This window comes from Nonomuraea sp. MG754425 (genome assembly GCF_021699195.1).
In the GTDB taxonomy this organism is placed as follows: domain Bacteria; phylum Actinomycetota; class Actinomycetes; order Streptosporangiales; family Streptosporangiaceae; genus Nonomuraea.
In genome coordinates, this window is record NZ_SSXE01000133.1 from 1 (window position 1) to 18,916 (window position 18,916).

General features: G+C 66.8%; 34 protein-coding genes. 1 reads left to right on the plus strand and 33 read right to left on the minus strand.

Annotated features, from left to right (window positions below):
* Positions 1-535: hypothetical protein (locus tag FAF44_RS35965; protein WP_237107815.1), on the plus strand; the 535-nt coding region annotated here is incomplete at its 5' end.
* On the opposite strand, the gene truA is transcribed toward FAF44_RS35965, so the two are convergent.
* From truA to rpsJ, 33 genes are all read right to left on the minus strand, one after another.
* Entirely contained in the window at positions 500-1,378 is an 879-nt protein-coding gene (truA, locus tag FAF44_RS35970; protein ID WP_237107816.1) for a tRNA pseudouridine(38-40) synthase TruA, read from the minus strand. The two genes, FAF44_RS35965 and truA, sit on opposite strands and share 36 nt — an antisense overlap.
* Before the next feature lie 84 nt (positions 1,379-1,462).
* Positions 1,463-2,011 (minus strand): 50S ribosomal protein L17, encoded by a 549-nt coding sequence (rplQ, locus tag FAF44_RS35975; RefSeq protein WP_237107817.1) that lies wholly within the window; start codon positions 2,009-2,011, stop codon positions 1,463-1,465.
* A gap of 94 nt (positions 2,012-2,105) precedes the next feature.
* Positions 2,106-3,122 carry a DNA-directed RNA polymerase subunit alpha gene (locus FAF44_RS35980; RefSeq protein ID WP_237107818.1) on the minus strand — a complete coding sequence of 339 codons (1,017 nt, stop codon included), beginning with the start codon at positions 3,120-3,122 and terminating at the stop codon, positions 2,106-2,108.
* 105 nt (positions 3,123-3,227) lie between these two features.
* Positions 3,228-3,854, minus strand: a complete 627-nt coding sequence (gene rpsD, locus FAF44_RS35985; RefSeq protein ID WP_237107819.1) for a 30S ribosomal protein S4 — start codon at positions 3,852-3,854, stop codon at positions 3,228-3,230.
* Positions 3,855-3,877: 23 nt separating this feature from the next.
* Positions 3,878-4,282 carry a 30S ribosomal protein S11 gene (rpsK, locus tag FAF44_RS35990; protein ID WP_020542285.1) on the minus strand — a complete coding sequence of 135 codons (405 nt, stop codon included), beginning with the start codon at positions 4,280-4,282 and terminating at the stop codon, positions 3,878-3,880.
* Positions 4,283-4,327: 45 nt separating this feature from the next.
* On the minus strand, positions 4,328-4,708 hold the full coding sequence (gene rpsM, locus FAF44_RS35995; RefSeq protein ID WP_237107820.1) for a 30S ribosomal protein S13: 381 nt from the start codon (positions 4,706-4,708) through the stop codon (positions 4,328-4,330).
* 220 nt (positions 4,709-4,928) lie between these two features.
* On the minus strand, positions 4,929-5,042 hold the full coding sequence (rpmJ, locus tag FAF44_RS36000; RefSeq protein WP_003956441.1) for a 50S ribosomal protein L36: 114 nt from the start codon (positions 5,040-5,042) through the stop codon (positions 4,929-4,931).
* Positions 5,043-5,066: 24 nt separating this feature from the next.
* Positions 5,067-5,288 carry a translation initiation factor IF-1 gene (gene infA / locus FAF44_RS36005; RefSeq protein WP_012887858.1) on the minus strand — a complete coding sequence of 74 codons (222 nt, stop codon included), beginning with the start codon at positions 5,286-5,288 and terminating at the stop codon, positions 5,067-5,069.
* A 283-nt stretch (positions 5,289-5,571) separates the two neighbouring features.
* Complete coding sequence (locus FAF44_RS36010; protein WP_237107821.1) at positions 5,572-6,003, minus strand: DUF1707 domain-containing protein; 432 nt, start codon at positions 6,001-6,003, stop codon at positions 5,572-5,574.
* Between the two features lie 15 nt (positions 6,004-6,018).
* Positions 6,019-6,828, minus strand: a complete 810-nt coding sequence (gene map, locus FAF44_RS36015; RefSeq protein WP_237107822.1) for a type I methionyl aminopeptidase — start codon at positions 6,826-6,828, stop codon at positions 6,019-6,021.
* 109 nt (positions 6,829-6,937) lie between these two features.
* Positions 6,938-7,588, minus strand: coding sequence for an adenylate kinase (locus FAF44_RS36020; protein WP_237107823.1), 651 nt, complete (start codon positions 7,586-7,588; stop codon positions 6,938-6,940).
* Positions 7,588-8,892 carry a preprotein translocase subunit SecY gene (secY, locus tag FAF44_RS36025; RefSeq protein ID WP_237107824.1) on the minus strand — a complete coding sequence of 435 codons (1,305 nt, stop codon included), beginning with the start codon at positions 8,890-8,892 and terminating at the stop codon, positions 7,588-7,590. The genes FAF44_RS36020 and secY overlap by 1 nt, the downstream gene beginning before the upstream one ends.
* Before the next feature lie 171 nt (positions 8,893-9,063).
* Positions 9,064-9,519, minus strand: coding sequence for a 50S ribosomal protein L15 (gene rplO, locus FAF44_RS36030; RefSeq protein ID WP_237107825.1), 456 nt, complete (start codon positions 9,517-9,519; stop codon positions 9,064-9,066).
* A 2-nt stretch (positions 9,520-9,521) separates the two neighbouring features.
* Positions 9,522-9,704, minus strand: a complete 183-nt coding sequence (rpmD, locus tag FAF44_RS36035) for a 50S ribosomal protein L30 (protein WP_080043226.1) — start codon at positions 9,702-9,704, stop codon at positions 9,522-9,524.
* 2 nt (positions 9,705-9,706) lie between these two features.
* On the minus strand, positions 9,707-10,336 hold the full coding sequence (gene rpsE, locus FAF44_RS36040) for a 30S ribosomal protein S5 (RefSeq protein WP_237107826.1): 630 nt from the start codon (positions 10,334-10,336) through the stop codon (positions 9,707-9,709).
* Positions 10,337-10,364: 28 nt separating this feature from the next.
* Positions 10,365-10,748 carry a 50S ribosomal protein L18 gene (rplR, locus tag FAF44_RS36045; RefSeq protein WP_237107827.1) on the minus strand — a complete coding sequence of 128 codons (384 nt, stop codon included), beginning with the start codon at positions 10,746-10,748 and terminating at the stop codon, positions 10,365-10,367.
* Positions 10,749-10,750: 2 nt separating this feature from the next.
* Positions 10,751-11,293, minus strand: coding sequence for a 50S ribosomal protein L6 (gene rplF / locus FAF44_RS36050; RefSeq protein WP_237107828.1), 543 nt, complete (start codon positions 11,291-11,293; stop codon positions 10,751-10,753).
* A 16-nt stretch (positions 11,294-11,309) separates the two neighbouring features.
* On the minus strand, positions 11,310-11,708 hold the full coding sequence (gene rpsH / locus FAF44_RS36055) for a 30S ribosomal protein S8 (RefSeq protein WP_020542297.1): 399 nt from the start codon (positions 11,706-11,708) through the stop codon (positions 11,310-11,312).
* Positions 11,709-11,905: 197 nt separating this feature from the next.
* Positions 11,906-12,091, minus strand: a complete 186-nt coding sequence (locus FAF44_RS36060; RefSeq protein WP_020542298.1) for a type Z 30S ribosomal protein S14 — start codon at positions 12,089-12,091, stop codon at positions 11,906-11,908.
* Positions 12,092-12,095: 4 nt separating this feature from the next.
* Positions 12,096-12,671 (minus strand): 50S ribosomal protein L5, encoded by a 576-nt coding sequence (gene rplE, locus FAF44_RS36065; RefSeq protein WP_237107829.1) that lies wholly within the window; start codon positions 12,669-12,671, stop codon positions 12,096-12,098.
* Positions 12,671-12,964: a 50S ribosomal protein L24 gene (gene rplX / locus FAF44_RS36070; RefSeq protein WP_237107840.1), complete on the minus strand. Its 294-nt coding sequence runs from the start codon at positions 12,962-12,964 to the stop codon at positions 12,671-12,673. Before rplX ends, rplE begins: the two co-directional genes overlap by 1 nt.
* An 11-nt stretch (positions 12,965-12,975) precedes the next feature.
* Positions 12,976-13,347: a 50S ribosomal protein L14 gene (rplN, locus tag FAF44_RS36075; RefSeq protein WP_026214151.1), complete on the minus strand. Its 372-nt coding sequence runs from the start codon at positions 13,345-13,347 to the stop codon at positions 12,976-12,978.
* Between the two features lie 193 nt (positions 13,348-13,540).
* On the minus strand, positions 13,541-13,843 hold the full coding sequence (gene rpsQ, locus FAF44_RS36080) for a 30S ribosomal protein S17 (protein WP_237107830.1): 303 nt from the start codon (positions 13,841-13,843) through the stop codon (positions 13,541-13,543).
* The gene (gene rpmC, locus FAF44_RS36085; RefSeq protein WP_106253417.1) at positions 13,836-14,072 is read right to left on the minus strand and encodes a 50S ribosomal protein L29; all 237 of its coding nucleotides are present in this window, start codon (positions 14,070-14,072) and stop codon (positions 13,836-13,838) included. Before rpmC ends, rpsQ begins: the two co-directional genes overlap by 8 nt.
* Complete coding sequence (gene rplP, locus FAF44_RS36090; RefSeq protein ID WP_080043233.1) at positions 14,072-14,491, minus strand: 50S ribosomal protein L16; 420 nt, start codon at positions 14,489-14,491, stop codon at positions 14,072-14,074. The genes rpmC and rplP overlap by 1 nt, the downstream gene beginning before the upstream one ends.
* Positions 14,492-14,493: 2 nt before the next feature.
* On the minus strand, positions 14,494-15,333 hold the full coding sequence (gene rpsC / locus FAF44_RS36095; RefSeq protein ID WP_237107831.1) for a 30S ribosomal protein S3: 840 nt from the start codon (positions 15,331-15,333) through the stop codon (positions 14,494-14,496).
* Positions 15,333-15,686, minus strand: coding sequence for a 50S ribosomal protein L22 (gene rplV, locus FAF44_RS36100; protein ID WP_237107832.1), 354 nt, complete (start codon positions 15,684-15,686; stop codon positions 15,333-15,335). The genes rpsC and rplV overlap by 1 nt, the downstream gene beginning before the upstream one ends.
* Before the next feature lie 24 nt (positions 15,687-15,710).
* On the minus strand, positions 15,711-15,989 hold the full coding sequence (gene rpsS / locus FAF44_RS36105; RefSeq protein WP_113701139.1) for a 30S ribosomal protein S19: 279 nt from the start codon (positions 15,987-15,989) through the stop codon (positions 15,711-15,713).
* An 11-nt stretch (positions 15,990-16,000) separates the two neighbouring features.
* Entirely contained in the window at positions 16,001-16,837 is an 837-nt protein-coding gene (gene rplB / locus FAF44_RS36110; protein WP_237107833.1) for a 50S ribosomal protein L2, read from the minus strand.
* Between the two features lie 106 nt (positions 16,838-16,943).
* Positions 16,944-17,246, minus strand: coding sequence for a 50S ribosomal protein L23 (rplW, locus tag FAF44_RS36115; protein ID WP_237107834.1), 303 nt, complete (start codon positions 17,244-17,246; stop codon positions 16,944-16,946).
* The gene (rplD, locus tag FAF44_RS36120; protein WP_237107835.1) at positions 17,246-17,893 is read right to left on the minus strand and encodes a 50S ribosomal protein L4; all 648 of its coding nucleotides are present in this window, start codon (positions 17,891-17,893) and stop codon (positions 17,246-17,248) included. Before rplD ends, rplW begins: the two co-directional genes overlap by 1 nt.
* Positions 17,890-18,543: a 50S ribosomal protein L3 gene (gene rplC / locus FAF44_RS36125; protein ID WP_237107836.1), complete on the minus strand. Its 654-nt coding sequence runs from the start codon at positions 18,541-18,543 to the stop codon at positions 17,890-17,892. Before rplC ends, rplD begins: the two co-directional genes overlap by 4 nt.
* A gap of 14 nt (positions 18,544-18,557) precedes the next feature.
* A complete protein-coding gene (rpsJ, locus tag FAF44_RS36130; RefSeq protein ID WP_012887830.1) occupies positions 18,558-18,866 on the minus strand; it encodes a 30S ribosomal protein S10 in 309 nt (102 codons plus the stop codon).
* Positions 18,867-18,916 lie beyond the last annotated feature (50 nt).

The following is an 18,916-nucleotide window of genomic DNA, read 5'->3' on the forward strand; positions in this document are numbered from 1 at the left end:
GGCGTCCGTGCTCGACTCCGAGCAGAGCGACCCGCAGAAGCTGTCGCTGTCGGAGGCGTTCCCGAAGCGGAAGGTGACGGCGGCCGGGGCCACGTTCACCAGGGTCAAGGCCGACATGGAGACGACCTGCGACAAGGCGGCCACGGGCGCGTTCGCCGACGCGCTCAAGGGCCGGAAGTGCACCCGCGTGCTCCGGGCCACGTACGTCGACGGCAAGCGCCGCTACGCCGTCACCACGGGCATCGCCGTGCTGCCGGACAACGACGCCGCCACCGCCGCGGACCAGGCGAAGAGCCTGTCGCACAACGTCTGGTTCCGCCCCCTGCCCGGCCCCGCGGGATCGGGCGGCGACCGGGTGCACATCGCGGGCGGCTACGCGGCGGGCCTGGTGTGGGGCCGCTACATCGTCTTCAGCTACGCCACCCACGCCGACGGCCACACCCCGGCGGCCGACGACAAGACGTTGCCCAAGGTCAGCGGCGCGTTCCGGGACGAGACCTCACTCGTGCTCGAACGCCGGGTCACCAAGGGCTGAGGCCGTCCGCACTCGCCGCGTGGCCAGGGCCCGCGCGGCGAGTTCCGCGTCCGGCGGGTAGCCGACCTCCTCCAGGCACAACCCGTGCGCGGGCGCGACGTGCACCCCCGAGTCGCGTACGGCCCGCACCAGCACCTGGCCGGGCCACTCGGCGGGCCGCCGCCCGTCACCGGCCGCGAGCAGCGACCCGACCAGCGCCCGCACCATCGAGTGGCAGAACGCGTCGGCCACGACCGTCGCCTCCAGCACCCCGTCGGGCCGCCTGACCCACGCCAGCCGCTGCAGCTCCCTGATCGTCGTGGCCCCTTCGCGCCTCTTGCAGAACGCCGCGAAGTCGTGCTCGCCGACCAGCCGGGCGGCGGCCGCGTTCATCAGGCCGAGGTCCAGCGGACGGTTGTGCCAGACCACCTCGTGCCGCAGCAGCGGATCGGCGCCGCCGGGAGCGTCGCTCACCCGGTAGGCGTAGCGCCGGAACATCGCCGAGAAGCGGGCGTCGAAGCCCTCAGGGGCCACGGAGACCCGCTGAACCCGCACATCCGACTCCAGGACCCCACCGAGCCGTCGGACGAGCGCAGCGAGCCGCTCATCGACGCTCAAGGGCCCCCGGTTGCCGTCGAGCTCGCCCAGAGACGCCTCGGGCACGTCCACGTGGGCCACCTGCCCCCGCGCGTGCACGCCCGCGTCGGTGCGCCCGGCCACGGTCAGCGCGGCCGGGTCGTCGAGGCGCAGGATCCGGCCGAGCGCCTGCTCGATCTCCCCCTGGACCGTACGCAGCCCCGGCTGCCTGGCCCACCCCGAGAAGCCGGTCCCGTCGTACGCCAGGTCGAGGCGGAGCCGTACCACGATGATCCTCCCTGAAACGGAAAACGGGCCCGGACCCCCGTGAGGGGATGCGGACCCGTCTTCAACCAGCCTGTGCCTGAAAGGTCAGGCCTCGTCCTTCTTCGCCTCGGGAGCCTCGGCCGGAGCCTCTGCGCCCTCGGTCTTGCTCTCCTCGGCCTTGGCCTCGGCGGCCTCCTCGGCGACGGCCTCGGGGGCCTCTGCCTTGGTCTCCTCCTCCGCCGGAGCGGCGGGGGCGTCGGCCGGGGCCTCGGCGCGGCGGGTGGTGACGCCGTTCAGCGGCTCGGTCACCAGCTCGATGACCGCCATCGGGGCGTTGTCGCCCTTACGCGCGCCGATCTTGGTGATCCGGGTGTAGCCGCCGGGCCGCTCGGCGAAGGTCACCGCGAGCTCGGTGAACAGGTGGTGCACGACGCCCTTGTCCCGGACGACGGTCAGCACCTGACGCCGGTTGTGGATGTCGCCCTTCTTCGCCTTGGTGATCAGGCGCTCGGCCAGCGGACGCAGGCGCTTGGCCTTCGTGACCGTGGTACGGATCTTGCCGTGGCGGAACAGATCGGTGGCCAGGTTGGCCAGGATCAGCCGCTCGTGCGCCGGGCTGCCGCCAAGACGTGCACCCTTGGTGGGCTTGGGCATGTCATCTCTCCTTGGGGTTCACCCGCCCCGGCCGTGCCAGGTACCGGGATCGGGCCGCCAGGCCCCCGCTTCGGGGGCCCGCGCTAACTGGGTGTCAGTACTGCTCGGTCTCGACGTACGCGCTGTCGTCGTCGTCGTAGCCGCCACCGGCCACCGCGCTCGGGTCGAACCCGGGCGGGGAGTCCTTCAGCGCCAGCGACATCTCGTGCAGCTTCTGCTTGACCTCTTCGATCGACTTGGCGCCGAAGTTGCGGATGTCGAGCAGGTCCTGCTCGCTGCGGGCGACGAGCTCACCCACGGTGTGGATGCCCTCGCGCTTGAGGCAGTTGTAGGAGCGGACGGTGAGGTTCAGCTCCTCGATCGGCAGCGCCAGATCGGCGGCCAGGGCCGCGTCGGTCGGCGACGGGCCGATGTCGATGCCCTCGGCCTCGACGTTGAGCTCACGGGCCAGGCCGAAGAGCTCGACGAGGGTCTTGCCGGCGGAGGCCACCGCGTCGCGGGGCTTCATCGCGGGCTTGGTCTCGACGTCGAGGATGAGACGGTCGAAGTCGGTGCGCTGCTCGACTCGGGTCGCCTCGACCTTGTAGGTGACCTTGAGCACCGGGGAGTAGATCGAGTCGATCGGAATCCGGCCGATCTCCTGGCCCGGCTGCTTGTTCTGGGCGGCGGAGACGTAGCCGCGACCGCGCTCGACGGTCAGCTCCATCTCCAGCTTCGCCTTGCCGTTGAGCGTGGCGATGCGCAGCTCGGGGTTGTGCACCTCGACACCGGCCGGCGGCGCGATGTCGGCGGCGGTGACCTCACCCGGGCCCTGCTTGCGCAGGTACATCACGACCGGCTCGTCGTGCTCGGAGGAGACGACCAGTTCCTTGAGGTTGAGGATGATGTCGGTGACGTCTTCCTTGACCCCGGGGACGGTCGAGAACTCGTGCAGCACGCCCTCGATGCGAATGCTCGTCACGGCCGCGCCCGGAATGGACGACAGCAGCGTGCGGCGCAGCGAGTTGCCGATGGTGTAGCCGAAACCCGGCTCCAGCGGCTCGATGACGAACCGGGACCGGGTCTCCTCGATCGACTCTTCGAGAAGAGTCGGGCGCTGAGCGATCAGCATGTTGGGATCTCCCCTTTTTCGTGTGGCGCCCGCTATATGACGCCACTCCGATAAACAGCCTAGTCGGGGTACGGCATGCCGTACCCCGACCGGACGAGTGACTACTTACTTCGAGTAGTACTCGACGATGAGCTGCTCCTGGACCTGGGTGTCGATCTGCTGGCGAACCGGCAGTTGGTGAACCAGGACGCGGAGCTTGTCCGGCACGACGCCGAGCCACGCGGGAACCGTGCGCTCGCCGGCGGTGGCGCGGGCCACCTCGTACGGCAGCAGGCTGCGCTTGGTCTCGCGGACCTCGATGATGTCGTGCTCGCGAACGCGGTACGACGGGATGTCCACCTTCTTGCCGTTCACGAGGAAGTGCCCGTGACGGACCTGCTGGCGGGCGGCGTCACGCGACTGCGCGAAACCGGCGCGGTAGACGACGTTGTCGAGACGGCTCTCCAGGATCTGGAGCAGCACCTCGCCCGACTTGCCCGTCCGGCCCGCGGCCTCCTCGTAGTAGTTGTGGAACTGCTTCTCGAGGACGCCGTAGATGCGGCGGGTCTTCTGCTTCTCGCGAAGCTGAAGCTGGTACTCGGACTCCTTGGGACGTCCGCGACCGTGCTCACCCGGCGGGTAAGGACGGATCTCAATGGGGCACTTGGCGGACTCGCACTTGCTGCCCTTGAGGAAGAGCTTGGTCTTCTCCCGGCGGCACAGCTTGCAGTCCGCGCCCGTGTAACGAGCCATTTCTCACTATCTCCTGGGCTAATTCAGACGCGGCGGCGCTTCGGCGGCCGGCAACCGTTGTGCGGAACCGGGGTGACGTCCTGGATCGAGCCCACTTCGAGGCCGGTGGCCTGCAGCGAGCGGATCGCGGTCTCACGGCCGGAGCCCGGACCCTTGACGAAGACGTCGACCTTGCGCATGCCGTGCTCCATGGCGCGGCGAGCGGCGTTCTCGGCGGCCATCTGGGCGGCGAACGGGGTGGACTTACGGGAGCCCTTGAAACCCACGTGGCCGGCGCTGGCCCAGGAGATCACGTTCCCGTTCGGGTCGGTGATCGAGACGATCGTGTTGTTGAACGTGCTCTTGATGTGGGCGTGCCCGTGAGCGACGTTCTTCTTCTCCTTGCGGCGCACCTTCTTCGGCGCGCCCTGGCGGCTCTTAGGAGGCATACTTTGCCTTCACTCCTGAGGTCTTCGGTCCCGCGGCTGCGTGGACTACTTCTTACCGGGCTTCTTCTTGCCGGCGACGGTCTTCTTCTTGCCCTTGCGGGTGCGCGCGTTGGTCTGCGTGCGCTGACCGTGCACGGGCAGGCCCTTGCGGTGCCGGATGCCCTGGTAGCAACCGATTTCGATCTTGCGACGGATGTCGGCCTGGACCTCGCGGCGCAGGTCACCCTCGATCTTGTAGTTCGCCTCGATGTAGTCACGCATCGGGACGAGCTCAGTGTCGGTGAGCTGGTGCACACGCATGTCGCCGCTCACACCGGTCGCCTCGAGGATCTCGTGGGCGCGGGTGCGGCCGATTCCGTAGATGTAGGTGAGAGCGATCTCCAGCCGCTTCTCGCGGGGGAGGTCGACGCCAACCAGGCGAGCCATGGTCGGGCATTCTCCTTCTTTTTGGCGGAGGTCTTACGCCGCACTACCCCTCCCCAATGCCCGGGGTGAGGGCCCCGGCCTCCGACCGGGGGTCTCCAGAACGGTTCGAACCCGACGTGCGGGCCCGCCTGTCCAGGTGTGAGACGCGACTACTGATGCAGGCTCCTCATACGTCGAGCCCGCACCCTTCCGGGGCGGACTCGGAGAAGCCTTGCGGCGACTAACCCTGACGCTGCTTGTGGCGCAGGTTGTCGCAGATCACCATGACGCGACCGTGCCGGCGAATCACCTTGCACTTGTCGCAGATCTTCTTGACGCTCGGCTTTACCTTCATTGTCCTTCGTGTCCTCAGACGTCTTTACTTGTATCGGTAGACGATCCGCCCGCGACTCAGGTCGTAGGGGCTCAGTTCAACGACAACCCTGTCGTCCGGCAGAATTCGGATGTAGTGCATCCGCATCCGTCCGCTGATGTGGGCCAGGACTTTGTGGCCGTTGTCGAGCTGCACCCGGAACATGGCGTTCGGGAGCGATTCGACCACAGTGCCCTCGATCTCGATGGCGCCGTCTTTCTTGGCCAAAATTCCTCGCGTTTCACTGATCGGTCGTCTGAGGCTCCGGTTCACTACGCAGCCGCGACCTTCACGCTTCGAAGAGAGCGACGGCCGACAAAGAACCGTCGACGCGTGATAAGTCATAGTGAGCCGACTAAGGAGTGTACGACACCTGAGCCCAAAACGCGAAACGCGTGCCAGGTGTCCTGACACAACCACGATTGAGTGTACCCCACACCCCAACCCGACCGCCCCACGTGCGGCGCGGCGCCCGCCGGAGACCCCACGGCGGGCCGGCCGTGTCCCGGCCCTAGGTGCGCTTCGGCTGATTGTTCCCGAAGACGGTGCTCACCAGCAGGATCACGCCCCACGGGCCCATCACCCACAGCGGCCACGGGTAGATCGCATGACCCGACGTGATGGTCACGATCAGCCAGATCACCCAGTTGATGCCGCTGGCCGCCGCCCAGGCGCTCCAGGCCGCCACCATGCCGGAGTGCATGCCCTTCCGATCCGGCACCGGCGTCTCGGCAGCCTTGACCGGCAGGTTCCGCAGGTCGACGTCGGGCAGGTCGACCGTGAGCCTGGCCAGCTCAGCGTAGGTCTTGCACTTGTAGAGGCTCTCGAGCCGCTCGTTGAACTCGTCCATCGTGATGCGACCCTGCGCGGTGTGTTCGCGGAGGATGGCGGCGACCCGGTCACGGTCGGCGTCGGAGGCACGCATCTCGGGGCTGTTGGCCATCCCACCCACTCCCGGCTAGTTGTGCGATTGCGCCAGGCGCGATTCGCCCCCATCTAGGGCGGTAAGCACCCAAGGACCATTATGTGTCACCGCGACGCTGTGTTCGAAGTGTGCGGAGTGCTTGCCGTCGATCGTCACCACGGTCCAGTCGTCGGCCAGCACGCGGGTGCGCTCGGTGCCCAGGTTCACCATGGGCTCGATGGCCAGGCACATGCCCTCTTCGAGCGTCGGGCCCCGGCCGGGCTTGCCGTGGTTGGCGATCCAGGGGTCCATGTGCATCTCGGTGCCGATGCCGTGGCCGCCGTACTCCGGAGGAATGCCGTAGCGGCCCTGAGACTTCACGTACCGCTCGATCTCGTGGCCGATGTCGGACAGGTGCCGTCCGGGCTTCAGCGCGGCGATGCCGCGCCACATGGCCTCCTCGGTGACCCGCATCAGCTCGGCCAGCTTCGGGTCCACCTCGCCCACCGGGACGGTGACGGCGGAGTCGCCGTGCCAGCCCTCCAGGATCGCGCCGCAGTCGATCGAGATGACGTCGCCCTCGCGCAGCTTGCGGGCGTCGGTGGGGATGCCGTGCACCACCTCGTCGTTGACCGACGCGCAGATCGTGGCGGGAAAGCCCTGGTAGCCCTTGAACGACGGGATCGCGCCCTCGCCCCTGATCGCCTTCTCGGCGATGACGTCGAGGTCGAGCGGCGTCATGCCGGGCTCCACCGACCGCTTCAGCAGGTCGAGCGTGCGCCCGACCACCAGGCCCGCCCCGCGCATCTTCTCGAGCTGCTCCGGCGACTTGATCTGGATGCCGTGTCTGTTACGTCTGAACATCTTCCGCCCCCCTGGGTCTCAACGGGCCGCAGCGGGGGCCCCATTCCCCCCACAATAGCCGCGAGGTGGCACGGAAACCCGTGCCACCTCCGCAAATCGGTCGTATGGGCTAACCCAGGAACGGCCGGATCGCGTCCATGGCCCGCTGAGTGACCTCCTCGACCGGCCCTGTCGCGTCAACGCCCACGAGGATGCCCTCGTCGGCGTAGTAGGACACCAGCGGCGACGTCTGCACCTGGTAGACCTCCAGGCGGTGCCTGACGGTCTCCTCCTTGTCGTCGTCCCGCTGGAACAGCGCGCCCCCGCACGCGTCGCACTTGTCATCCTTCTTGTCGTCGAACTCGACGTGCCAGATGCGGCCGCACTGGCTGCAGGTGCGCCGGCCGGCGAGCCGCCTGACCACCTCGTCGTCGTCCACGACAAGCTCGAGTACGAGATCGAGCGCCTGGCCCCAGTCCTTGAGCATGTCGCGCAGGATCTCCGCCTGTGCGACGTTCCTCGGGAAGCCGTCGAGCAGGAACCCGTCCTGCGCGTCGTCCTCGGACAGACGGTCGCGGACCATGGCGATGGTGACCTCGTCGGGCACCAGGTCGCCACGGTCCATGTACGTCTTGGCCAGCTTGCCAAGGTCCGTGCCGCCCGAGACGTTGGCACGGAAGATGTCCCCTGTCGATATTTTCGGGATGGACAGGTTCGATGCGATGTACTGGGCCTGTGTCCCCTTACCCGCTCCGGGGGGCCCGACCAGAACGAGACGCACTACCGCAGGAAACCTTCGTAGTTACGCTGCTGAAGCTGGCTCTCGATCTGCTTAACCGTGTCCAGGCCGACGCCTACCATGATCAGAATACTCGTCCCTCCGAACGGGAAGTTCTGGCTCGCACCGGACACCGCCAGCGCGACGATCGGGACCATGGAGATCAGGCCCAGATAGAGCGAGCCAGGCGCGGTCAGACGAGTGAGCACGAAGTTCAGGTATTCAGCCGTCGGCCGGCCGGGGCGGATGCCCGGAATGAAACCACCGTACTTCTTCATGTTGTCGGCGACTTCAGTGGGGTTGAAGGTAATCGACACGTAGAAGTACGTGAAGAAGATGATCAGCAGGAAGAACGTGGCCATGTAGATGGGCGTGTCGCCGGTGGCCAGGTTCTGCGAGATCCAGGTGATCACCGCGTTGTCGCTCGTCTGGAAGAGCGAGGTGATGAGCTGCGGCAGGTAGAGCAGGGACGACGCGAAGATCACCGGGATGATGCCGGCCTGGTTGACCTTCAGCGGGATGTAGGTGGAAGTGCCGCCGTACATCCTGCGGCCGACCATCCGCTTGGCGTACTGCACCGGGATGCGCCGCTGCGCCTGCTCGACGAAGACCACCGCGGCGATCATGAACACGCCGACCACCATGACGACCGCGAAGGTGAACTTGTTGGCCGAGAAGATGTTGGCCAGCTCGGAGGGGAAGACCGCGACGACCTGGGTGAAGATCAGGATGGACATGCCGTTGCCGACGCCCCGGTCGGTGATGAGCTCGCCGAGCCACATGATCACCGACGTGCCGGCGGTCATGATGATCACCATCGTCACGATCATGAAGATGTTGTCGGGGTCGAGCAGCACTTCCTGCTGGCAGTTCGGGAAGAGCTGGCCGGTGCGGGCCAGAGCGATGAAGGCGGTGGACTGCAGGATCGCGAGGCCGATCGTCAGATAACGCGTATACTGCGTGATCTTCGTCTGGCCGGACTGGCCTTCCTTCTTCAGCGCTTCGAGTCGCGGAATGACCACGACGAGCAGCTGAAGGATGATGCTCGCGGTGATGTACGGCATGATGCCCAGCGCGAACACCGAAAGTTTCAGCAACGCACCGCCGCTGAAGAGCTGGACCATCCCGTAGATGTTGCCGGTGTCGCCACTACGCGCCTGGTCGAAACAGGCGGCGAGGTTCTGGACGTGGACTCCCGGGGTCGGAAGAACCGAACCCAGACGGAAAAGCGCGATGATGCCCAGGGTGAAGAGCAACTTCTTGCGCAGGTCCGGTGTCCGGAACGCCCGGGTAAACGCGGTCAGCACGGTCCCTCCTGCGCGCCTTTACGGCGGTGTGAGTTAGCGATGGTGCGGGGATCTGCCATCTGAAGTCTCATTGTCAAACGAGCCGGACAGAAGCCTGCCGTCTCGCGAACTCTAACGCACTACGGGCGTGGGGGCCCATTGTCAAAGCCCCCACGCCTCGTCATAGCGTTACTACAGCTCGGTAACGGAACCACCGGCGGCGGCGATCTTCTCCTTCGCGGCGGACGAGAAGGCGTGAGCCGTAACGTTCACCGCGACTGAGATCTCACCGGTGCCGAGCACCTTCACGAGCTGGTTCTTGCGAACAGCACCCTTGGCGACCAGATTCTCGACGGTGACCTCGCCACCCTCGGGGAACAGCTCGCCGAGCCTGTCGAGGTTGACGACCTGGTAGGTCGTCTTGAACAGGGCGTTGGAGAAGCCCTTGAGCTTCGGCAGACGCCTCTGCAGCGGCACCTGGCCACCCTCGAAACCGAGGGGAACCGTCGTACGGGCGTGGCTGCCCTTGGTGCCGCGACCGGACGTCTTGCCCTTGGACGCCTCGCCGCGGCCCTTGCGGACCTTCGACTTGTTGGCGCCGGGGGCCGGACGCAGGTCGTGAATCTTGAGCGGAGCCTTGTCAGTCATGACTAGTCGACCTCTTCCACCTCGACGAGGTGCGTCACCACGGAGACCATCCCGCGAATCTCGGGCCGGTCCTCCTTGACGACGACGTCGCCGATTCGCTTCAGGCCAAGCGAACGCAGCGAGTCACGCTGGTTCTGCTTGCCACCGATCTTCGAGCGAACCTGAGTGATCTTCAGGCGTGCCATGACTAGCTCACCGCCTTCGCCGCCGCCGCCTCGGCCAGACCCTCGGCGCGAGCCTTGAGCATGGAGGGCGGAGCGACGTCCTCGATCGGCAGGCCACGGCGGGCGGCGATCTCCTCGGGGCGCGACAGGCCCTTCAGAGCCGCCACGGTGGCGTGCACGATGTTGATCGGGTTGTCCGAGCCGAGCGACTTGGACAGCACGTCGTGGATGCCGGCGCACTCCAGCACCGCGCGCACCGGGCCGCCGGCGATGACGCCGGTACCGGCCGAGGCCGGACGCAGGAAGACGACACCGGCCGCCTCCTCGCCCTGCACGGTGTGCGGGATGGTGCCCTGGATCCGCGGCACCTTGAAGAAGTGCTTCTTGGCCTCTTCGACGCCCTTGGCGATGGCCGCGGGCACTTCCTTGGCCTTGCCGTATCCGACGCCGACCAGGCCGTTGCCGTCACCGACGATGACGAGGGCGGTGAAGCTGAAGCGACGACCACCCTTCACGACCTTGGCCACTCGGTTGATCTTCACTACGCGCTCGATGTACGAGACGCCCTTGTCGGCGGCGCCACCGCGGCGATCGTCACGACGGTCCCGCCGCTCGCCACCGGTGCCGCCACCGCGACGCGGAGCTGCAGCCATCAGTGGTTCCTCATCTCAATTGCGGTCATCAGAATTCGAGCCCACCTTCGCGGGCGCTGTCCGCCAGAGCGGCGATGCGCCCGGCGTAGCGGTTGCCACCGCGGTCGAAGACGACCTGGGTGATCCCGGCTTCCTTGGCCCGCTGAGCGAGGAGCTCGCCGACCTTCTTCGCCTTCTCGGTCTTGTCCGCCTCGAGCGTGCGCAGCGAGACGTCCATGGTGGAGGCGCTCACCAGCGTGTGACCGACCGAGTCGTCCACGATCTGGACGAACATGTGACGGGTCGAGCGGTTGACGACCAGGCGCGGACGCGCGGCCGTGCCGACGACGAACTTGCGGACGCGGCGGTGCCGGCGGGCCCGCGAGACGGCGCGAGCAGCCGTGTGCTTGCCGAACGCAGTCTTCGGAGCCATGCCTACTTACCAGCCTTTCCGACCTTGCGGCGGATCTGTTCGCCCTGGTAGCGCACGCCCTTGCCCTTGTACGGGTCAGGCTTGCGCAACTTGCGGATGTTGGCCGCGACCTCGCCGACCTTCTGCTTGTCGATGCCGTCCACGTGGAACAGGGTCGGCTTCTCGACGCGGAAGGTGACGCCCGCGGGGGCGTCGACGACGACCGGGTGGCTGAAGCCCAGTGAGAACTCCAGCTGCGTCGGGCCCTTGGCCTGAACGCGGTAACCGACACCGACGATCTCAAGGCTCTTGGAGTAGCCCTGGGTGACGCCCTGCACCATGTTGGCGATCAACGTCCGGGACAGGCCGTGCAGCGCACGGACCTTGTTCTCGTCGTTGGGCCGGCTGACGGCGACAGCGCCGTCGTCGTCGCGCGCCACCTTGATGGGCTCCGCCACCGTGTGGGTGAGCGTGCCCTTCGGACCCTTTACCTGGACATCCTGGCCGCTGATCGTGATGTCTACGCCATTCGGCACAGGGATGGGCAGCCGTCCGATTCTCGACATGCTGTGTTCCTCCCCTCTACCAGACGTAGGCGAGGACTTCCCCGCCCACACCACGCTTGCCGGCCTGCTTGTCGGTCATGAGGCCGTGGGACGTCGAGATGATCGCGACGCCCAGTCCGCCCAGGACTCGAGGCAGGTTGTCCTTCTTCGCATAAACCCGCAGACCGGGCTTGGAAACCCGGCGCAGGCCCGCGAGCGATCGCTCACGGGTAGGCCCGAACTTGAGCTCCACCACGAGGTTCTTGCCAACCTTGGCGTCTTCGACGGTCCAAGCCTGGATGTAACCCTCCTGCTGGAGGATCTCGGCGATGTGCGCCTTGATCTTCGAGTACGGCATCGACACGCTGTCGTGGTACGCCGAATTCGCGTTGCGCAGACGCGTGAGCATGTCTGCGATCGGGTCGGTCATCGTCATGGCCAGTGGCCTTCCTCGCCGCGGTTTCCAGTCGGTGAAGCAGTTTTGCCGGTCGAGTCCGCCTTGCGGCTACCTCGCCCCTGCTCTACCGGTGGACCTTCGGCGCGGTCACGAACGCCTCCCGGGGGAGACGTCCTGTCTTGTACTGAAAAATATGTGTGCCTGAGTGGGCGGCACAGGGCCGCCCACCAGGTTACCTACCAGCTCGACTTGGTGATGCCGGGCAGCTCGCCCCGGTGCGCCATCTCGCGGAAGCACACGCGGCAGAGCCCGAACTTGCGGTAGACGGCGCGGGGCCGGCCACAACGCGAGCAACGGGTGTACGCCCGGACCTCGAACTTCTGCTTGCGCCCCGCCTTGGCGATCAGCGACTTCTTCGCCATTGGATCAGGCCTCCTTGAACGGGAAGCCGAGGAGCTTCAGCAGCGCCCGGCCCTGGTCGTCGGTCTTCGCGGTGGTCACGACCGTGATGTCCATGCCCCGCGGCCGGTCGACCTTGTCCTGGTCGACCTCGTGGAACATGACCTGCTCGGTCAGGCCGAAGGTGTAGTTGCCGTTGCCGTCGAACTGCTTCGGCGACAGACCGCGGAAGTCCCGGATACGGGGCAGGGCCAGCGCGAGCAGCCGGTCGAGGAACTCCCACATCCGGTCGCCGCGCAGCGTGACGTGCGCGCCGATCGGCATGCCCTCGCGCAGCTTGAACTGCGCGATGGACTTGCGGGCCCGGACGACGGCCGGCTTCTGACCGGTGATCGAGGTGAGGTCGCGGACGGCGCCCTCGATCAGCTTGGAGTCGCGAGCGGCCTCGCCGACACCCATGTTGACCTTGATCTTGGTGAGCGCCGGGATCTCCATGACGTTCTGGATGCCGAACTGCTCGCGAAGCTGGGCCGCGATCTCCTCGCGGTACTTCGTCTTGAGTCGCGGCGTGGGGCGCTCGGTCTCAGTGGTCGTGGCAGTCATCAGCTGTCCTCACCCGTCTCGTCGGCCTTCTTCTCGTCGGCCTTCGTGTCGGCGGGCTTGTCGTCCTTGAGCTTCTTCACGTTCGAGACGTGGATCGAAGCCTCCATGGTCTGCACGCCGCCGGTCTTGGCGCCGCGCGGACCCTGGTGGGTCTCCTTGGTGTGCTTCTTGATCATGTTGATGCCCTCGACCACCACGCGGTCCTCGCGCGGGAGAGCGGCGATCACACGGCCCTTGGCACCCTTGTCCTTGCCCGCGATGACCTGAACCAGGTCACCCTTCTTCACATGCAGCGACTTCGGCATCACAGCACCTCCGGCGCGAGCGAGATGATCCGCATGAACTTCTTGTCACGCAGCTCGCGGCCCACCGGGCCGAAGATACGGGTGCCACGAGGGTCACCGCTGTCCTTGATGATGACGGCGGCGTTCTCGTCGAAGCGGATGTAGGAGCCGTCGGGCCGGCGGCGCTCCTTGACCGTGCGGACGATGACGGCCTTGACCACGTCGCCCTTCTTGACGCCCGTGCTGCCCGGCAGCGCGTCCTTGACTGTGGCGACGATGACGTCACCGATACCCGCGTAGCGTCGGCCCGAGCCACCGAGAACGCGGATGCAAAGGATCTCCTTCGCGCCCGTGTTGTCGGCGACCTTGAGCCGCGACTCCTGCTGGATCACGTTTACAACTCCTGTTAGTCGCGCCGGTTCTCATTTCTGAGCCTGGCGGAACCTGTCATTGTCTTGTTCCCACGGCCACAACACCCTCAGGGCGCCGCACCGCAGGCGACGCGGGGCTTGCCGCCCCGCGTCCTTGGACGCCGTCATGGGGGCTCTCAGAGCCCCCACGAGGCGCGGTACATCCGATCCGGCCTTACTTGGCCTTCTCGAGGATCTCCACGACCCTCCACCGCTTGGTGGCGGAGATGGGACGGGTCTCCATCAGCAGCACGCGGTCGCCGACGCCGCAGGCGTTGGCCTCGTCGTGCGCCTTGTACTTGGTCGTACGGCGGATGACCTTGCCGTACAGACGGTGCTTGACGCGGTCCTCGACGGCGACGACGACGGTCTTGTCCATCTTGTCGCTGACGACGAGGCCCTCACGCACCTTGCGGAAGTTCCGCTGCGCGCCGGTCTCGGCGGTCTCGGCAGTCTCGGTGGTCTCGGTCTCAGCCATCGCTCGTCTCCTTCTCGACCGTGACGATGCCCAGCTCGCGCTCGCGCATCACGGTGTAGATACGGGCGATCTCGCGGCGGACGGCGCGCAGCCGCCCGTGGCTCTCCAACTGACCGGTCGCCGCCTGGAAACGAAGGTTGAACAGTTCTTCCTTCGCCTCCTTCAGCTTCTGGACGAGAGTGTCCTCGTCCTCGAGCCGCAGCTCGCCGGCGGTCAGGCCCTTAGCCATCACGCCTCACCCACTTCACGCTTAACGATCTTGCACTTCATCGGCAGCTTGTGGATCGCGCGCTGAAGCGCCTCGCGCGCGATCGGCTCCGCCACGCCGGACAGCTCGAACATCACGCGTCCGGGCTTGACGTTGGCGATCCACCACTCCGGAGAACCCTTACCGGAACCCATGCGGGTCTCGGCCGGCTTCTTGGTGAGCGGACGGTCGGGGTAGATGTTGATCCACACCTTGCCGCCACGGCGGATGTGACGGGTCATGGCGATACGAGCGGACTCGATCTGACGGTTGGTCACGTAAGAGTGCTCAACAGCCTGAATGCCGAACTCGCCGAACACGACCCTGGTGCCGCCCTTGGCGGCTCCGCTGCGGTCAGGCCGGTGCTGCTTACGGTGCTTGACCCTGCGCGGGATCAGCATGGTCAGCTCCCTTCAGCACCCGGCTGCGCAGCCGGGCCGGTCTCGGGGGCGGCCTGAGCGGCCGCCTCGGTACGGGGGGCGCGGCCACCGCCACCACGGCGGGGGCGGTCACCGCCACCACGGCGAGGACGGTCGCCGCCGCCACCGCGGCGGTCGTCACGCTCGCGACGCTGGCCGGCACGAGCACCGGCGGCGGCCGCCTCGCGCTCGGCGCGGCTCGTCGGAGCCTCACCCTTGTAGATCCAGACCTTCACGCCGATGCGGCCGAAGGTGGTGCGGGCCTCGTAGAAGCCGTAGTCGATGTCCGCGCGGAGGGTGTGCAGCGGCACGCGGCCCTCGCGGTAGAACTCCGACCGCGACATCTCGGCGCCGCCCAGACGACCGGAGCACTGGACACGGATGCCCTTGGCGCCGGACTTCATGGCCGACTGCATCGCCTTACGCATGGCACGGCGGAACGAGACACGGCTGGAGAGCTGCTCGGCCACGCCCTGCGCGACGAGCTGCGCGTCGATCTCGGGGTTCTTCACCTCGAGGATGTTGAGCTGGACCTGCTTCTTGGTCAGCTTCTCCAGGTCGCCGCGGATGCGGTCCGCCTCGGCGCCGCGCCGGCCGATCACGATGCCCGGACGCGCGGTGTGGATGTCCACCTGCACGCGATCCGTGGTGCGCTCGATCTCGACCTTGGAGATGCCGGCCCGCTCCATGCCCTTCTGCAGCATGCGGCGGATCGCGACGTCCTCTGCGACGTACGACTTGTACAGCTTGTCGGCGTACCACCGGCTCTTGAAGTCGGTCGTGATGCCGAGGCGGAACCCGTGCGGGTTAACCTTCTGGCCCACTATCGGGTCCTTCCCTTCGGCTCGCGGGACTCCACGATCACGGTGATGTGGCTCGTCCGCTTGTTGATCCGATAGGCGCGACCCTGTGCACGCGGGCGGAACCGCTTCAGCGTCGGGCCCTCGTCGACCCAGGCCCGGCTGACGACGAGCGTCTGCGGGTCGAGGTCGAAGTTGTGCTCGGCGTTCGCCAACGCACTGTTGAGCACCTTGTAGATCGGCTCGCTCGCCGACTGGGGAGCGAACTGCAGCACGGCCTGCGCCTCCGAAGCGGGCAGCCCGCGAATGAGGTCCACCACGCGGCGGGCCTTCTGGGGCGTGACACGGACGAACCGCGCCTGAGCCCTGGCTTCCATCGCCTTCTCCTACTTTCGGGACGCTTACCGCCGGCTGCGGCGGTCTTCCTTGACGTGGCTGCGGAACGTACGCGTCGGGGCGAACTCTCCGAGCTTGTGACCGATCATCGACTCGGTGATGAACACCGGGACGTGCTTGCGGCCGTCGTGCACGGCGATCGTGTGCCCGAGCATGTCGGGAACGATCATGGAGCGGCGCGACCACGTCTTGATGACGTTCTTGGTGCCCTTCTCGTTCTGGACGTCGACCTTCTTCTGAAGGTGGCCGTCCACGAAGGGGCCCTTCTTAAGGCTACGTGGCATTTCGGCTGCTCCTACCGCTTCTTCCTCTTGCTCCTGCGCCGGATGATCAGCCGGTCGCTGGCCTTGTTGGCCTGGCGCGTGCGCCCCTCGGGCTTGCCCTTCGGGTTCACCGGGTGGCGACCACCGGAGGTCTTGCCCTCACCACCACCGTGCGGGTGGTCAACGGGGTTCATCGCGACACCGCGGACGGTCGGGCGCTTGCCCTTCCACCGCATACGGCCGGCCTTGCCCCAGTTGATGTTGGCCTGCTCGGCATTGCCGACCTGGCCCACCGTCGCCCGGCAGCGCACGTCGACCATGCGCATCTCACCGGACGGCATACGCAGCGTGGCGTACTGGCCCTCCTTGGCGAGGAGCTGGATCTGGGCGCCCGCGGAACGACCGAGCTTGGCGCCACCGCCCGGACGGAGCTCCACCGCGTGGATGAAGGTACCGGTCGGGATGTTGCGCAGCGGCAGGCAGTTGCCCGGCTTGATGTCGGCCCCGGGGCCGTTCTCGATACGGTCACCCTGCTTGATGCCGGTGGGCGCGATGATGTAGCGCTTCTCGCCGTCGGCGTAGTGGAGCAGAGCGATGTTGGCGGTGCGGTTGGGGTCGTACTCGATGTGAGCGACCTTCGCCGGAATGCCGTCCTTGTCATGCCTACGGAAGTCGATGATCCGGTAGGCGCGCTTGTGACCGCCGCCCTGGTGGCGAGCGGTGACCCGGCCGTGTACGTTGCGGCCGCCCTTGCTGTGAAGGGGCGCAAGCAACGACTTCTCAGGGGTGCTGCGGGTGATCTCGGCGAAGTCCGAGACACTCGATCCGCGGCGACCTGGAGTCGTCGGCTTGTACTTACGGATGCCCATCTTTTTCGTTCATCCTTCGTCGGTTACATGGGTGAGCCCGCCGCACCGGAGTGCGACGGTCTCAGCCCTGCGGGCTCTCGGGGAGCCCGCACACTTTCTTTGGCTGTCAGCCGATCTGACCGAAGATGTCGATCCGATCGCCCTCCACCAGGCTCACGATCGCGCGCTTGGTGTCGGGACGCTTGCCGTAACCGGTGCGGGTGCGCTTGCGCTTGCCCTGCCGGTTGATGGTGTTCACGCTGGTGACCTTGACCCCGAAGATCTGCTCGACGGCGATCTTGATCTCCGTCTTGTTCGCGGTCGTCTTCACCAGGAACGTGTACTTGTTGTTCTCGTCGATCAGCCCGTAGCTCTTCTCAGAGACGACCGGCTTGATGATGACGTCGCGCGGGTCGGCGATCTTCTCCATCAGGCGTCTTCCTTCCCGCCACTCAGCCGCGCCACGACCTGGTCGTACGCCTCCTGGGTGAAGACCACGTCGTCGTGCACGAGCACGTCGTAGGTGTTGAGCTGCCCGGAGTCCAGCAGGTGGACCTCGGGAGCGTTGCGCAGGCTCAGCCAGGTCAGCTCGTCGTCAGCGTCGACCACGACGAGGACGCGGGCGGACTGGGTGATCTTGCGCAGGGCCTCCAGAGCGGCCTTGGTCTTGGGCGTCTCGCCCGTGACCAGGGAGCTCACCACGTACACGCGACCGCCGCCGGCCCGGTCGGAGAGGGCGCCACGCAGGGCGGCGGCCTTCATCTTCTTGGGCGTGCGCTGCGAGTAGTCGCGCGGCACGGGGCCGTGGACGACGCCACCGCCGGTGAACTGCGGCGCGCGGGTCGAGCCCTGACGGGCGCGGCCGGTGCCCTTCTGGCGGTACGGCTTCTTGCCGCCGCCGGAGACCTCACCACGGGACTTGGCCTTGTGGGTGCCCTGCCGGCGAGCGGCGAGCTGGGCCACGACCACCTGGTGGATCAGCGGAACGTTGACCTTGGCGCCGAAGATGTCTTCGGGCAGGTCAACGGTGCCGGCCTTCGCGCCGCTGGCGTCGAGGACGTCGATAGTGGTGCTCACTTGGAAGCCCCCTTCTTGGCAGCGGTACGGACGAGGACCAGGCTGCCGTTGGCGCCGGGGATCGCACCCTTGATCAGGATGAGGCCCTTCTCGGCGTCCACGGCGTGAACCTTGAGGCTCTGCACGGTGGTGCGGACGTTACCCATCCGGCCAGCCATGCGCAGACCCTTGAAAACGCGGCCCGGGGTGGCGCAGCCACCGATGGAACCCGGCGAGCGGTGCTTGCGCTGCGTACCGTGCGACGCGCCCAGACCACCGAAGCCGTGCCGCTTCATGACACCGGCGAAGCCCTTGCCCTTGCTCTTGCCCGTCACGTCGACGAACTGGCCGGCCTCGAAGGTGTCGGCCAGCAGCTCCTGGCCCAGGGTGTAGTCGTTCGCGTCGTCGGTGCGGATCTCCGCGAAGTAACGGCGCGGGGTGATGTCGTGCTTACGCAGATAGTCGCCGAGCGGCTTGTTGACCTTCCGGGGGTCGACCTGCCCGAAGCCGAGCTGAACGGCGGAGTAGCCGTCCTTCTCAGGAGTGCGGACGCGGGTCACCACGCACGGACCGGCCTCGACCACGGTCACCGGCACGAGCCGGTTGTCCGCGTCGAAGACCTGGGTCATGCCGAGCTTCTTGCCCAGGACGCCCTTGATCGTCTTAGCCATGTCAGTGCGTTCCCTCAGAGCTTGATCGAAATGTCGACACCCGCGGGAAGGTCGAGCCGCATGAGCGAGTCGACGGTCTTGGGGGTCGGGTCGATGATGTCAATCAGCCGCTTGTGCGTGCGCATCTCGAAGTGCTCGCGGCTGTCCTTGTACTTGTGCGGCGAGCGGATGACGCAGTACACGTTCTTCTCGGTCGGCAGCGGCACCGGGCCCGCGACCTTCGCGCCAGTCCGCGTCACCGTCTCGACGATCTTCTTGGCCGAGCTGTCGATGACCTCGTGGTCATAGGCCTTAAGCCGGATGCGGATCTTCTGTCCCGCCATAGTGGCCTCGGTGTCCTTCGCTGTCGTCTGAAAAAGTATCGTGCGGCCTT

Coding starts and splice junctions, on each gene's coding strand:
- rplQ (WP_237107817.1), bottom strand. CDS start 2,011: ATGCCCAAGCCCACCAAGGGTGCACGTCTTGGCGGCAGCCCGGCGCAC.
- FAF44_RS35980 (WP_237107818.1), bottom strand. CDS start 3,122: ATGCTGATCGCTCAGCGCCCGACTCTTCTCGAAGAGTCGATCGAGGAG.
- rpsD (WP_237107819.1), bottom strand. CDS start 3,854: ATGGCTCGTTACACGGGCGCGGACTGCAAGCTGTGCCGCCGGGAGAAG.
- rpsK (WP_020542285.1), bottom strand. CDS start 4,282: ATGCCTCCTAAGAGCCGCCAGGGCGCGCCGAAGAAGGTGCGCCGCAAG.
- rpsM (WP_237107820.1), bottom strand. CDS start 4,708: ATGGCTCGCCTGGTTGGCGTCGACCTCCCCCGCGAGAAGCGGCTGGAG.
- rpmJ (WP_003956441.1), bottom strand. CDS start 5,042: ATGAAGGTAAAGCCGAGCGTCAAGAAGATCTGCGACAAGTGCAAGGTG.
- FAF44_RS36010 (WP_237107821.1), bottom strand. CDS start 6,003: ATGGCCAACAGCCCCGAGATGCGTGCCTCCGACGCCGACCGTGACCGG.
- map (WP_237107822.1), bottom strand. CDS start 6,828: ATGTTCAGACGTAACAGACACGGCATCCAGATCAAGTCGCCGGAGCAG.
- rplO (WP_237107825.1), bottom strand. CDS start 9,519: ATGACTGACAAGGCTCCGCTCAAGATTCACGACCTGCGTCCGGCCCCC.
- rpmD (WP_080043226.1), bottom strand. CDS start 9,704: ATGGCACGCCTGAAGATCACTCAGGTTCGCTCGAAGATCGGTGGCAAG.
- rpsE (WP_237107826.1), bottom strand. CDS start 10,336: ATGGCTGCAGCTCCGCGTCGCGGTGGCGGCACCGGTGGCGAGCGGCGG.
- rplR (WP_237107827.1), bottom strand. CDS start 10,748: ATGGCTCCGAAGACTGCGTTCGGCAAGCACACGGCTGCTCGCGCCGTC.
- rplF (WP_237107828.1), bottom strand. CDS start 11,293: ATGTCGAGAATCGGACGGCTGCCCATCCCTGTGCCGAATGGCGTAGAC.
- rpsH (WP_020542297.1), bottom strand. CDS start 11,708: ATGACGATGACCGACCCGATCGCAGACATGCTCACGCGTCTGCGCAAC.
- FAF44_RS36060 (WP_020542298.1), bottom strand. CDS start 12,091: ATGGCGAAGAAGTCGCTGATCGCCAAGGCGGGGCGCAAGCAGAAGTTC.
- rplE (WP_237107829.1), bottom strand. CDS start 12,671: ATGACTGCCACGACCACTGAGACCGAGCGCCCCACGCCGCGACTCAAG.
- rpsQ (WP_237107830.1), bottom strand. CDS start 13,843: ATGGCTGAGACCGAGACCACCGAGACTGCCGAGACCGCCGAGACCGGC.
- rpmC (WP_106253417.1), bottom strand. CDS start 14,072: ATGGCTAAGGGCCTGACCGCCGGCGAGCTGCGGCTCGAGGACGAGGAC.
- rplP (WP_080043233.1), bottom strand. CDS start 14,491: ATGCTGATCCCGCGCAGGGTCAAGCACCGTAAGCAGCACCGGCCTGAC.
- rplV (WP_237107832.1), bottom strand. CDS start 15,686: ATGGAAGCCAGGGCTCAGGCGCGGTTCGTCCGTGTCACGCCCCAGAAG.
- rpsS (WP_113701139.1), bottom strand. CDS start 15,989: ATGCCACGTAGCCTTAAGAAGGGCCCCTTCGTGGACGGCCACCTTCAG.
- rplB (WP_237107833.1), bottom strand. CDS start 16,837: ATGGGCATCCGTAAGTACAAGCCGACGACTCCAGGTCGCCGCGGATCG.
- rplW (WP_237107834.1), bottom strand. CDS start 17,246: ATGGAGAAGATCGCCGACCCGCGCGACGTCATCATCAAGCCGGTCGTC.
- rplC (WP_237107836.1), bottom strand. CDS start 18,543: ATGGCTAAGACGATCAAGGGCGTCCTGGGCAAGAAGCTCGGCATGACC.
- rpsJ (WP_012887830.1), bottom strand. CDS start 18,866: ATGGCGGGACAGAAGATCCGCATCCGGCTTAAGGCCTATGACCACGAG.